This is a genomic window from Ideonella sp. B508-1 (genome assembly GCF_000333615.1).
Classification (GTDB): domain Bacteria; phylum Pseudomonadota; class Gammaproteobacteria; order Burkholderiales; family Burkholderiaceae_C; genus Ideonella.
In genome coordinates this window covers 1-11,994 of the sequence record NZ_BADL01000621.1, presented here as the reverse complement: position 1 = coordinate 11,994, position 11,994 = coordinate 1, and the positions used below count along the sequence as shown (strand labels likewise).

Sequence of the window (11,994 nt, the reverse complement as noted above, 5' to 3'; positions counted from 1 at the left end):
GCAAGGAATACGAGCACGGCAACACCGGCTACCGTCCCCCGTCAAGGGCGGCTACTTCCCGGTGCCCCCGGTCGACAGCGGCCAGGATATGCGCTCGGAAATGTGCCTGCTGCTCGAGCAGATGGGCATTCCCGTGGAAGTGCACCACCACGAAGTGGCCAACGCCGGCCAGATGGAAATCGGCACCAAGTTCAGCTCGCTGGTCGAGCGTGCGGACTGGCTGCAGCTGCAGAAGTACATCATCGTGAACGTCGCCAATGCCTACGGCAAGACCGCGACCTTCATGCCCAAGCCGATCGTCGGTGACAACGGCTCCGGCATGCACGTGCACCAGTCCGTGTGGAAGGACGGCAAGAACCTGTTCGCTGGCGACGGCTATGCCGGCCTGAGCGAGTTCGCGCTGTACTACATCGGCGGCATCATCAAGCACGCCCGTGCCCTGAACGCCATCACCAACCCGGGCACGAACTCGTACAAGCGTCTGGTGCCTGGCTTCGAAGCTCCGGTGAAGCTGGCCTACTCGGCCAAGAACCGCTCGGCCTCGATCCGCATCCCGTACGTGGCCAACCCGAAGGGCCGCCGCATCGAAGCGCGCTTCCCGGATCCCTCGGCCAACCCGTACCTGGCCTTCGCAGCCCTGCTGATGGCCGGTCTGGACGGCGTGGAAAACAAGATCCATCCGGGCGAAGCCGCCACCAAGGATCTGTACCACCTGCCGCCGGAAGAAGACGCGAAGATCCCGACCGTCTGCCACAGCCTGGACCAGGCTCTGGATTACCTGGACAAGGACCGCGCGTTCCTGACCAAGGGCGGCGTGTTCACCGATGCCTACATCGATGCCTACATCGAGCTGAAGATGCAAGAGGTGACCCGCTTCCGCATGGCCACGCACCCGGTCGAGTACGACATGTACTACGCTCTGTGACCTGCACGGCAGGCATGCTCAGCAGAAAGGGGGCGGCGTTTGCCGTCCCTTTTTTTTTTCGAGTGACAATGCCCTCATGAAGTCCTCTGCTTCGTCTTTGCTTCGTCCCGTCCGCATGTGTCTGGCGGTGTCTGGCGGCTTGCTGCTCTCGATGTTGACGCCTGCGTCGGCCATGGCCCAGAGCGGCTCCATCTACTACGTGTGCCCTGGCAATGTGTTCACCAACACGCTGAGCGCCAAGGAGGCGGCCCAGAAGGGTTGCAAGGCCAAGGAGGCGACCGAGCCCACCACGATCTCCGGTCCGAAGGCGCGCACGGCTTCGGCGGCGCCCAGTGGCGCGGGGGCCGAGTCCAAGGTGGATCGCAGCGAGCAGAAGGCCCGCGACAGCGACGCCAAACGCATCCTGTCGGACGAACTGAACAAGGCGCAGGGCGAGCTCGATGCCCTTAAAAAGGAATACAACAACGGTCAGCCCGAGCGTCGGGGTGATGAGCGCAACTACCAGAAGTATCTGGATCGCACGGCCGATCTGAAGGCCTCCATCACGCGCAAGGAGGCCGATGTGGCGGCCATCAAGCGCGAACTGGGCAAGCTGGACTGAGCCGGCGGTGCTGTGAGGGTGAAATTGCTCCGCTCCCAGGAATCCGCCGAGGCCCGCGCCTGGGAAAGCTTCGATCTGCTGGCCACCATGGTGGCGGTGGTCAACCCGGACGGCAGTTGCCTGTACGCCAATGCCGGGCTGGAGACCATGATCGGCCAGTCGCGGCGCTCCTTGGTGAAAAGCTCTCTGCTGGACTGGTTCCGTGAACCGGCCCAATTGCACGAGGCCATCCAGGCTGTCTCCCGCAACGAATTCGCCACCCGCCGCTTCGAAGGTGCCTTGCGCCGCAGCGTGGTGGGCTTCACCGATCCGCTGCCGGTCCATGTGATCGTCAGCCAGACCGAGCCAACCCATCAGCGCATCCTGGTCGAGATGCTCGAGATCGAGCAGCAAACCCGGCAGGACCGCGAGGAGCGGGCCATGGGGCAGGCGCAGATCACCAAGGAGCTGATCCGCAATCTGGCGCATGAGATCAAGAACCCGTTGGGGGGCATCCGTGGCGCGGCCCAGCTGCTGGCCATGGACCTGCCCTCGCCGGAGCTGACCGAGTACACCCAGGTCATCATCCACGAGGCCGACCGCCTGCAGACCCTGGTGGACCGCCTGCTGGCGCCCCCACGCAAGCCGCACGTGATCGGTGATGTGAACATCCACGAGGTCTGTGAGCGGGTGCGGGCGCTGGTGCTGGCCGAGCACTCGCGCGGGCTTTCCTGGAACGTGAATAAGACGCCTCGCTGCCGGAGTTCCGGGGCGACCGCGAGCAATTGATACAAGCCCTGCTCAACATCGTCCACAACGCCTCCCAGGCGCTGAGCGAACGGATCGAGCAGGGCGACGCCCGCATCGTGCTGCGCACGCGCGTGGCGCGACAAGTGACCATTGGCAAGCAGAGATATCGACTGGCACTGGAATTGCATGTCGAGGACAACGGACCAGGCATCCCCGACAGCCTGAAGGAGCGCATCTTCTACCCCCTGGTGTCAGGGCGTGAAGGGGGCTCCGGGCTGGGGCTCACTCTGGCGCAAACCTTCGTCCAGCAGCATCAGGGCACGATCGAATGCGACAGTGAGCCGGGACGCACGGTCTTCAAGATCCTGATCCCGTTGCCCTGACGCAAAGACTGCCCCCATGAAACCCATCTGGATCGTCGACGACGATCAATCCATCCGCTTCGTGCTGGAGAAGGCGCTGGCGCGCGAGCAACTGCCGGTGCGCAGCTTCGCCAATCCGCGCGAAGTGCTGGCCGCGCTGGCCGACGACGAACCCCAGGTGCTGGTCAGCGACATCCGCATGCCGGGCGGCTCCGGGCTGGATCTGCTGGGCAAGGTCAAGGAGCAGTTGCCCAACCTGCCGGTCATCATCATGACCGCCTACTCGGACCTGGACAGCGCCGTCTCGGCCTTCCAGCGCGGCGCCTTCGAGTACCTGCCCAAGCCCTTCGACCTCACCAAGGCGGTCGAGCTGATCCGCCGTGCGGTGGAGGAGAGTCTGCGCGAGGAGGTGAGCGACGAGCGCAACCTGCCGGTGCCCGAGATCCTCGGTCAGGCCCCGGCCATGCAGGATGTCTTTCGGGCCATCGGCCGCCTCTCGCAGAGCAATGTCACGGTGCTGATCACCGGCGAGTCCGGCTCAGGCAAGGAGCTGGTGGCCCGGGCCCTGCACCGCCACAGCCCGCGTGGTGAGCAAGGTACCAACGGCCCCTTCATCGCCATCAACACGGCGGCCATTCCCAAGGACTTGCTGGAGTCCGAGCTGTTCGGCCACGAGCGCGGTGCCTTCACCGGCGCGCAGACCATGCGCCGCGGCCGCTTCGAGCAGGCCGATGGCGGCACCCTGTTCCTGGACGAAATCGGTGACATGCCCTTCGATCTGCAGACCCGTCTGCTGCGCGTGCTGTCCGATGGCCAGTTCTACCGCGTCGGGGGGCATCAGCCGCTCAAGGCCAATGTGCGCGTGATTGCCGCCACCCACCAGAACCTCGAGCAGCGGGTGCGCGACGGGGCCTTCCGTGAAGACCTGTTCCATCGCCTGAACGTCATCCGCCTGCGTCTGCCCCCGCTGCGTGAGCGGGCCGATGATGTGCCGGCCCTGGCCCGCTTCTTCCTGCAGAAGAGCGCCAAGGAGCTGGGGGTCGAGCCCAAGCGCATCACCGACGAGGCCCTGGAGCGCCTGAAGGCCTTCAGCTTCCCCGGCAATGTCCGGCAGCTGGAGAACGTCTGCCACTGGCTGACGGTGATGGCCCCGGCCCAGGTGATCGAGAGCAAGGACCTGCCGCCCGAGATCCTCAGCCAGGCCCCGGCGGCGGAGCTGCCGGCCGCGGCGGTGCCGACGAGCGTGATGCCCGTGTCCAGCGGCCTGCCGCAGGGTCTGCCCGTGCAGGACGCGCCGGTGCCTCCGATGGCCGCCGCCATGCCCGCTGCGATCGGGCAGGCGGCATCCGAGGGCTCGGGCGGCGATCCGCGCTGGCTCAGTGATCTGGAGATCGAAGCGCGACGCCTGCTGGAGTCCGGCTCACCCGAGGTCTGGGATCTGCTCACCCGGCAGTTCGAGGCCCGGCTCATCCGCACCGCCTTGCACATCACCCGCGGCCGACGCATCGAAGCGGCCCAGAAGCTGGGCATCGGCCGCAACACCATCACCCGCAAGATCCAGGAACTGTCCCTGGACGATTGAGCCCTGCTGGCCGCGCCTGCGGCCAGCAGGCTCGCGCTGCGTCAGGGCTGCTCGTTCAGCGTGACGATCACCGGCGCATGGTCGCTGGGGCGCTCGTTCTTGCGCGGCGCCTTGTCGATGTCACAGGCCGTGACACGGGGTTTGAGTGCCGGACTGACCAGGATGTGGTCGATGCGCAGGCCCTGGTTCTTGCGGAAGGCCAGGTTGCGGTAGTCCCACCAGCTCCAGCTCTTGGCGGGCTGCTCGAACAAGCGGAACGCATCACTCAAGCCCAGGCCCAGCAACTGCTGGAAATGTGCGCGCTCTTCGGGGGTGCAGTGGATCTGGCCGGCCCAGGCCACCGGGTCGTAGACGTCGCGGTCCTCCGGGGCGATGTTGAAATCGCCCATCAGCACCAGCTGCGGATGGTGTGCCAGTTCTTCGCGGACCCAGGCCTGCAGCGCTTCCAGCCACTGCATCTTGTAGGCGAACTTCTCGCTGCCTGGTGCCTGCCCGTTCGGGAAATAGGCGCCGATGACCCGTGTGTCCCCCACCGTGCCCGCGATGACCCGTGCCTGCTCATCGGCCAGGCCGGGGATGTTCTTGGTGACTTCCGTGGCAGCACCTCGCGAGAGCAGTGCCACGCCGTTGTAGGTCTTCTGGCCGTGAAAGACGACCTGGTAGCCCGCGGCCTCGATCTCGGTCTGCGGGAACTTGTCGTCGGTCAGCTTGGTCTCCTGCAGGACGAGGGCGTCCACAGGGTGGGCCGAGAGCCAGTCCAGCAGCTGAGGCAGGCGCACGGCCAGGGAGTTCACATTCCAGGTGGCGAATTGCATGCGCCCATGCTATCGAAAACTGCACACCGCGCTGCGAGAAGCGGCATGGGCTTTGCTAAACCAGCCGCTATGCCTGATATCCCCCGAAACCCTTTCGCTCGCCTGCTGTCCCGGCTGAGCGTGGGGCGCAAGCTGCTGCTGATCTACCTGCTGGATCTGTGTGCAGTCATCTATGTGACCAGCATCCTGGTCAACGAGAAGTTCCTCTTCATCGACTTCGCCCGCAAGGAGATCGCGGGCAACACCTACATCAGTGCCCTGCGTGACACCCTGATCGATGGGGCCCGGCTCGGGGCGGACGCACCACCGCGCCTGAGCTGGCCGCAGCATGTGCAGCGGCTGCGCGCGCAGGAGTTCGAGCACGGCGAAGGCATGGGCAGCGGCGAGCTCAACCAGCAGCTCGTGGCGTCCCTGGTGCCTTCGCCCGCCGCGTCGGCCGTCATCGGCGAGGGCCGTGCCCTGCTGACCCGCCTGGGCAACCAGTCCAACCTGATCCTCGATCCGGACCTGGACAGCTACTACATGATGTCGCTCATCGTGCTGCGCTTTCCCGAACTGCTGGAGGCGCAGCACCGCATCGCAACCCATCTGGCCGAGCATCGCGATGCTTCACGCGCCACCCAGTACCTGGTGCTGGAAGGTCAGCTGGACGCCACCTTGCGGGGCATGCAGTCGGACTGGTCCGAGGCCCAGGCGGCCCGGCCGGCCCTGATGGGGTTGCAAGGCCAGCGCGAGGCGGCCTTGGTGGCGCAGATCGAGACCTTCCGCGCTGCCGCCCGCCAATGGGTGGAGGCTCCGGACGATGCCCATGCCCAGGCCGCGCTGAAGACCGCGCAGCAGACGCTGCTGGAGCAGCTGCGCGACACCTGGCGCGGTGCCGGGGACACGCTGGACATGATGTTGCATGAGCGGGTTTCCGGCCTGTACACCCGCATGTGGCTGCACCTGGGCACAGCACTCTTCCTGCTCAGCTGCATCCTGGGCATGGTCTACATGGTGGCGCAGCAGATCCGCTTTCCCCTGCGCCGGCTGTCCCAGGTGGTGGATACCGTGGGGCGCACGGGCGACCACAGCCTGCGTGCCGAATGGTCCAGCCAGGACGAGATCGGGCGCCTGGTCACCGGCTTCAACGGCATGCTGGAAGAGCTGGACCGCGCTCGCGAGGAGCAGCAGGAGCTGGCCGCCAGTGCCCGGGCCGCACACGCCCAGCAGGCCTTGCTGGAAGCCACGCCCATCGCCATCGTGGTGACCGCCATTCCCGGCCACGAGGTGCTGCATGCCAACGCGCCGGCCGAAGCCTGGCTGGCCGGGCGCCGCCGCGATCCCTGGGCCACCAGTCTGGAGCCTTCGGTGCGGGCCCGCTTCTTCCAGCAGCTGGCCGATCGCGGGGCGGTCGACGAGTTCGAGGTCCGGTGGCATGGCGGCAGCGAAACGGCCTGGGCGGTGCTGTCCGCCCGGCGCCTGGCCTACCAGGGCCAGGACGCGGTGCTGACCCTGTTCACCCCGATCAACCACCTCAAGCTGATGGAGCGTCGCCTGGAGCTCTGGGCCAAGGTGTACGAAGCGTCCTCCGAAGGCATCCTGATCGCCGACGCCGATCGCCGGGTCTTGTCGGCCAACCAGGCCTTCTACCGATCCACCGGCCACGATGTGGGCGAGGTGGTCGGGGCCGCGCCCGAGACCTTGTTCCAAGTGCCCGCGACCATGCTGGAGACCATGTGGGACGCGGTGGCCAAGCGCGGCACCTGGCAGGGTGAGTTGCGTCTGAAGCGCCGCAACGGCAGCGACTTTCCGGCCTGGCTGATGGTCAGCGGCGTGCGTGAACCGCAGGGGGCCTGGTCGCACTACATCTTCACCTCGATCGACATCAGCGACCGCAAGAAGAGCGAGGAGCGCATCCAGTACCTGGCGCACCATGATGTCCTGACAGGTTTGCCCAACCGCACCCTGTGCATCGAACGGCTGCGCATGGCCCTGCAGCAGGCCCAGCGCACGGGCGAGCACGTGGCACTGCTGTTCGTGGACCTGGACCGCTTCAAGGACATCAACGACACCCTGGGCCACCATGTGGGCGATGGCGTGCTGAGGTCGGTGGCGCAACGCCTGTCGGACGCGGTGCGTGCGGGCGACACGGTCAGTCGCCTGGGCGGCGACGAGTTCATCATCGTGCTCAGTGGCGTGCATGGTGCGGACGAGGTGGCCCAGGTGGTGGACCAACGCCTGATTCCGCTGATCCGGGCACCGCACCGCGTCAACGAGCACGAGCTGCATGTCTCCTGCAGCGTGGGCATCGCGATGTACCCCGACGATGCGGACGAGCTGGACCTGCTCATGCGCCACGCGGACACGGCCATGTACCAGGCCAAGTCCGAGGGGCGTGACAGCGCCCAGTTCTACAGCCAGGAGATGACCGAGCGTGCCCAGCAGCGTTTGACCATGGAGTCCGCCCTGCGGCAGGCCGCGGACGGCGACGGCCTGGCCCTGCATTGGCAGCCCCGGGTGGCCGCCGGCACGGGGGATCTGATCGGCGTGGAGGGGCTGCTGCGCTGGCAGCATGAGGAACTCGGGGCGGTGTCCCCCGCGCAGTTCATTCCGGTGGCCGAGGAGTCGGGCCTGATCGTGCCGATCGGGGCCTGGGTCATCGAGGAGGCTTGCCGGCAGATCCAGGCCTGGCAGCGGGCGGGCCAGCTCCCGCGCGAGGTGTCGGTGAATCTCTCGGCTCTGCAGCTGCGGCATCCCGGGCTGCTGGACCATCTGCGCGCCTGCCTGCAGCGTTACGACGTGCCCCAGGGCGTGCTGGAGCTGGAGCTGACCGAGTCCATGCTGATGGACAGCGTCGAAGCCAACCTGGCGGTGCTGCGGGAGATCCGCTCCCTGGGGGTGGGGCTGGTGATCGACGACTTCGGCACCGGCTACTCCAGCCTCAACTATCTCAACCGCTTCCCCATCGACCGGCTCAAGATCGACCGCTCCTTCGTGCTGGGCATGCTGGAGGACAGCACCCACCTGGCGGTGATCCATGCCGTGATCGGCCTGGGGCACACGCTGGGCCTCACCGTGGTGGCCGAGGGCGTGGAAACCGCGGAGCAGGCCCAGGCCCTGACCCTGGCGCGCTGCGACGAGCTGCAGGGCTATCTGTACGGCCGGCCGATGCCGGCGGACGAGCTGGCGCGCTGGATCGGGACCCGCGGCGCCTTGGCGCCCGCCTGAACCCCTGGCGGGCTCACAGGTGGAGCATGGCGGCCACGCCGATGGCGATGCCCACCGCGCCGCCACCGATCGTGGCCCATTCCAGCCAGCGGCGACGGGTCAGCATGGCGATGGCCGCCATGGCGATGGCCACCTGCAGCACGGTGGTGGCCTGGGCCCAGCGGTGGTGGATGTGCAGTTCCTGCTCGGAGCGCTCGTCCCAGTCCTTGGATTCCTGCTCCAGGGCCTCGGCCTTGGACTTGATCTCGTCCTTCTCCTTCTTGTAGCGCTGGGCCTGCTGCTCGTAGTCGGCCCGCTTGGCCTCCGGCACCAGCACCGCGGCCAGCTCGGCCAGGCTCTGCTTGTTGCTCTTGGCCTGGTAGTAGTTCCACTGGTCCGAGGCCTCGGTCTTCTTGATCGCCGCCGTGTTCTTGTCCAGCACGGCGTTGGCCTGGGCGGCGCCGCCCATGTAGGAGAACAGCGCCCCCACCGTGGCCAGGATGGCCGTCACCACCGCCAGCTGCCCGGCCATGCTGCCGGGGTCCGCGTGGGCGGCGTGCTCGAGTTCGTGGTCGTGGGGGCCGTGGACGTGGAAACCGTGGTCGGACATGGTGGGTGTTTCAGGCGGTGGGCCGCCGCTGGTAGGTGACAAAGGCATAGCCCGGCCCCTCGGCCGGTGCGGACTGCGCGGGTCGACGCTCGACCTCTGCAAAGATCTCGGGGTCCCAAGCCGGGAAGAGGGCATCGCCCTCGTAATCGCGGTCGAGTTCGGTGAGCACGAGCTGGTCGGCGCGCGACAGGGCCAGGCGATAGAGCTGTTCGCCGCCGATCACGAAGGCCTGTGGCGATGCCTGGAGGCGAAGCAGTGCGTCATCCAGCGTGGCGACCACCTCGGCGCCTTCGGCCACATAACCGGCCTGGCGGCTGAGCACGATGTTGCGCCGCCCCGGCAGCGGGCGAAAACGCGCCGGCAGGGATTCCCAGGTCTTGCGGCCCATGATCACCGGCGCACCGCGGGTGGTTTCGCGGAAGTGGGCCATGTCCTCGGGCAGATGCCAGAGCAACTGGTTGTCACGCCCGATCACGCGATTGCGGGCCACCGCGGCGATCAGGACCAGCACGGTCGGACGGATCATCGTGGGACCCTCAGACCGCGACCGGGGCCTTGATCGGGGCGTGGTGCTGGTAGTCCAGCACCTCGAAGTCCTCGGGCTCGTAGTCGAAGATCGAGGCCGGGTGCCGCTTGATGTTCAGCACCGGGTAGGGCAGGGGCTCGCGCGCCAGCTGGGTCTGCACCTGCTCCAGGTGGTTGTCGTAGATGTGGCAGTCGCCCCCGGTCCAGATGAAGTCGCCCACGTCCAGGTCGCACTGCTGGGCCAGCATGTGGGTCAGCAGCGCATAGCTGGCGATGTTGAAGGGCACGCCCAGGAAGATGTCGGCGCTGCGCTGGTAGAGCTGGCAGCTCAGCTTGCGCTTGCCATGGGGGCCCAGCTCCGGCGAGACGTAGAACTGGAAGAAGGCATGGCAGGGCATCAGGGCCATGCGGTCCAGGTCGGCCACGTTCCAGGCGCTGACGATGATGCGGCGCGAATCGGGGTTGCTGCGCAGCGTGCGCACCACCTCGCCGATCTGGTCGATGTGGCGGCCATCCGGGGCCGGCCAGTTGCGCCACTGCACTCCGTAGACCGGGCCCAGGTCGCCGTCGTCACGGGCCCACTCGTCCCAGATGGTGCAGCCGCGCTCCTGCAGCCACTTCACATTGCTGTCGCCGCGCAGAAACCACAGCAGCTCGACGATGATGGCCCGCAGATAGACCTTCTTGGTGGTCACCAGCGGAAAGCCCTCGCTCAGGTCGAAGCGCATCTGGTGGCCGAACACGCTGCGCGTGCCGGTGCCGGTGCGATCACCCTTGGCCACGCCATGCTCGAAGACGTGGCGCATGAAGTCCTCGTACTGGTGGCGAACGGGGCGCGGCGCGCCGGACGTGGGGGTGGTGCTCATGGGAGAAGGGGACAACAGCAGCAGGGCGGTGGTCGGTCCCCGGCACCATGGGTGCCAGGGACCACGCGAGCGCCCGATTTTAGGCGCGGGCCCGCTGCCGCGCAGGCCTCACCCCTGGGGCTGGGCTTCGCTCAGGAAGATCTCCACACGGCGGTTGCGGGCACGTCCGTCCACCGTGGCGTTGTCGGCGATGGGCTGGTGCGAGCCCTTGCCTTCGATGGAGATCCGGGTCGGGGAGAGCCCCCGCATCACCAGATAGTCCCGCACGCTGGCCGCCCGGTCGACCGACAGCGGGTCGTTGATCGCATCGCTGCCGGTGCTGTCGGTGTGGCCGATGATCATCACCTTCATGCTGCTGTCCAGGCCGGAGGCGAACTTGTCGAGCACCGGATGCAGCGCGGGCCGCAGGGCCGAGCGGCCGACATCGAAGCTGATGTCGCTGGGGACATTGACCTGCAGCCGGTTGTCGGCCGTGCGGCTCACCTCCACCCCGGTGCCCTGGGTGGCGGCTTCCATCTGCTTGCGCTTGTCTTCCATGCGCTTGGACCAGATGTTGCCCGCCACGGCCCCCACGGCCCCCCCGATCAAGGCGCCCGTGCCGGCCCTACCGCCGGTGGCGGAGCCGATGACCGCGCCACCGATGGCACCGATCGCGGCCCCCGTGGCCGTGCCCTGTTCCCGCGGGCCCATTTCCGCGCAACCACTGAAGGTCAGGGCCACGGCAAGCGCCAGTCCGGTTCCTCGCAGCACGCGTTGGGAACGGGACAGATCCTGGGTCATCGTGTTCATGTGTCTTCTCCTTTTTCAGCGTCGGTTGGACAGGCAGGAAACACCCTGGGTGGACCCGGGGTGCCAAGCAAGGGCGCGGTCGGCCAATACCCCTGGTTAATCCTAGGGTCTTTTTTGCTTGCCGCGTCATTCATTGCTTGGGCAAATATCATCTGCCACATGAATTCGCCTCCCATTCCAGCTGAGTTCTACCAGCCCGAGGAGTTCCGGCCGGAAATCAGCATTGGTTACCTGATGCGTCGGGTCCTGGCCAGCCTCCTCGCTGATGCGGACCAGGAGTTGGTGCCGTGGGAGGTGACTCACGCGCAGTGGATGCCCTTGTTCAAGTTGCATGCCTGCGGGCAGTCCACCGTGGCCGGCCTGGCCCGTGATCTGCAGCTGGATCCGGGGGCGACCACTCGCCTGCTGGACCGCCTGGAGAGCAAGGGCCTGCTGCGCCGTGAGCGCTCGACCAGCGACCGGCGGGTGGTGCATGTGCTCCTCACCCCCCAGGGCCAGGCCATTGCCAGCCAGGTGCCCGAGGTGCTCTGCCGTGTGCTCAACCGGCATCTCAGCGGCTTCAACCACGAGGAGTGGGTGCTGCTGCGCGGCATGCTGGAACGCATCCTGGCCAACGGCGAAGCCCTCCGTCTTTCTCAATCGTCCGCCTCCGCACAGGAGCAGGGCGGCGCCTCCTGAACTCACCATGAACAGGTTCTCTTCCCTCCGCATGTCTTTGCGTCCCCACGGGGTGGTGGCCGCAGCCCTGCTGGCCGTGCTGGCCGGTTGCGCCCTGCCTGGTGCCGAACAGCCGGGCGCGGCTCTGTTCGGCGCCGAGCGCGCCGGCCTGGCCGCCCAGCCCGACACCGCCCCTCTGGCTGGCGACTGGTGGCGATCCTTCGACGACGCCGAACTCTCGCGGCTGATCGGCCAGGCCCTGGCGGCCCACCCGACCCTGGCGCAGGCCCAGGCCCGGGCCGCCCAGGCCCGGGCCATGGCCGACATGGTCCATTCGGCCACTG

General features: G+C 67.2%; 9 protein-coding genes and 3 pseudogenes. 7 read left to right on the top strand and 5 right to left on the bottom strand.

The genetic code is table 11. The features are described from left to right. From glnA to ntrC, 4 genes and pseudogenes are all read left to right on the top strand, one after another. Positions 1 to 925: pseudogene (gene glnA, locus I73_RS30475) on the top strand (type I glutamate--ammonia ligase); the annotation flags it as partial. 76 nt (positions 926 to 1,001) lie between these two features. Next, entirely contained in the window at positions 1,002 to 1,526 is a 525-nt protein-coding gene (locus I73_RS24680) for a hypothetical protein (protein ID WP_234409609.1), read from the top strand. An 87-nt stretch (positions 1,527 to 1,613) separates the two neighbouring features. Further along, positions 1,614 to 2,638: pseudogene (gene glnL / locus I73_RS30470) on the top strand (nitrogen regulation protein NR(II)). A 16-nt stretch (positions 2,639 to 2,654) separates the two neighbouring features. Further along, on the top strand, positions 2,655 to 4,199 hold the full coding sequence (gene ntrC, locus I73_RS24670) for a nitrogen regulation protein NR(I) (RefSeq protein WP_022983069.1): 1,545 nt from the start codon (positions 2,655 to 2,657) through the stop codon (positions 4,197 to 4,199). Between the two features lie 41 nt (positions 4,200 to 4,240). Here ntrC and xth read toward each other — a convergent pair whose 3' ends face one another. Further along, positions 4,241 to 5,014 carry an exodeoxyribonuclease III gene (gene xth, locus I73_RS24665; protein WP_022983068.1) on the bottom strand — a complete coding sequence of 258 codons (774 nt, stop codon included), beginning with the start codon at positions 5,012 to 5,014 and terminating at the stop codon, positions 4,241 to 4,243. A gap of 69 nt (positions 5,015 to 5,083) precedes the next feature. Between xth and I73_RS24660 the strand changes: the two genes are divergently transcribed. After that, a complete protein-coding gene (locus tag I73_RS24660) occupies positions 5,084 to 8,224 on the top strand; it encodes an EAL domain-containing protein (protein WP_022983067.1) in 3,141 nt (1,046 codons plus the stop codon). A gap of 13 nt (positions 8,225 to 8,237) precedes the next feature. On the opposite strand, the gene I73_RS24655 is transcribed toward I73_RS24660, so the two are convergent. From I73_RS24655 to I73_RS24640, 4 genes are all read right to left on the bottom strand, one after another. Further along, on the bottom strand, positions 8,238 to 8,813 hold the full coding sequence (locus I73_RS24655) for a DUF4337 domain-containing protein (RefSeq protein ID WP_022983066.1): 576 nt from the start codon (positions 8,811 to 8,813) through the stop codon (positions 8,238 to 8,240). 10 nt (positions 8,814 to 8,823) lie between these two features. Beyond that, the gene (locus I73_RS24650) at positions 8,824 to 9,339 is read right to left on the bottom strand and encodes a dihydrofolate reductase (RefSeq protein WP_022983065.1); all 516 of its coding nucleotides are present in this window, start codon (positions 9,337 to 9,339) and stop codon (positions 8,824 to 8,826) included. Between the two features lie 10 nt (positions 9,340 to 9,349). Continuing rightward, positions 9,350 to 10,204: a thymidylate synthase gene (locus I73_RS24645; RefSeq protein WP_022983064.1), complete on the bottom strand. Its 855-nt coding sequence runs from the start codon at positions 10,202 to 10,204 to the stop codon at positions 9,350 to 9,352. 108 nt (positions 10,205 to 10,312) lie between these two features. Then, positions 10,313 to 10,993, bottom strand: coding sequence for an OmpA family protein (locus tag I73_RS24640; RefSeq protein WP_022983063.1), 681 nt, complete (start codon positions 10,991 to 10,993; stop codon positions 10,313 to 10,315). Between the two features lie 159 nt (positions 10,994 to 11,152). Here I73_RS24640 and I73_RS24635 point away from each other — a divergent pair, with 159 nt between their 5' ends. Together I73_RS24635 and I73_RS30465 are read left to right on the top strand one after the other, a co-directional pair. Beyond that, positions 11,153 to 11,671 (top strand): MarR family winged helix-turn-helix transcriptional regulator, encoded by a 519-nt coding sequence (locus I73_RS24635; protein ID WP_022983062.1) that lies wholly within the window; start codon positions 11,153 to 11,155, stop codon positions 11,669 to 11,671. 31 nt (positions 11,672 to 11,702) lie between these two features. After that, positions 11,703 to 11,994 (top strand): annotated as a pseudogene (locus tag I73_RS30465) (RND transporter); the annotation flags it as partial.

Coding starts and splice junctions, on each gene's coding strand:
- I73_RS24645 (WP_022983064.1), bottom strand. CDS start 10,204: ATGAGCACCACCCCCACGTCCGGCGCGCCGCGCCCCGTTCGCCACCAG.
- ntrC (WP_022983069.1), top strand. CDS start 2,655: ATGAAACCCATCTGGATCGTCGACGACGATCAATCCATCCGCTTCGTG.
- I73_RS24680 (WP_234409609.1), top strand. CDS start 1,002: ATGAAGTCCTCTGCTTCGTCTTTGCTTCGTCCCGTCCGCATGTGTCTG.
- I73_RS24640 (WP_022983063.1), bottom strand. CDS start 10,993: ATGAACACGATGACCCAGGATCTGTCCCGTTCCCAACGCGTGCTGCGA.
- xth (WP_022983068.1), bottom strand. CDS start 5,014: ATGCAATTCGCCACCTGGAATGTGAACTCCCTGGCCGTGCGCCTGCCT.
- I73_RS24635 (WP_022983062.1), top strand. CDS start 11,153: ATGAATTCGCCTCCCATTCCAGCTGAGTTCTACCAGCCCGAGGAGTTC.
- I73_RS24650 (WP_022983065.1), bottom strand. CDS start 9,339: ATGATCCGTCCGACCGTGCTGGTCCTGATCGCCGCGGTGGCCCGCAAT.
- I73_RS24660 (WP_022983067.1), top strand. CDS start 5,084: ATGCCTGATATCCCCCGAAACCCTTTCGCTCGCCTGCTGTCCCGGCTG.
- I73_RS24655 (WP_022983066.1), bottom strand. CDS start 8,813: ATGTCCGACCACGGTTTCCACGTCCACGGCCCCCACGACCACGAACTC.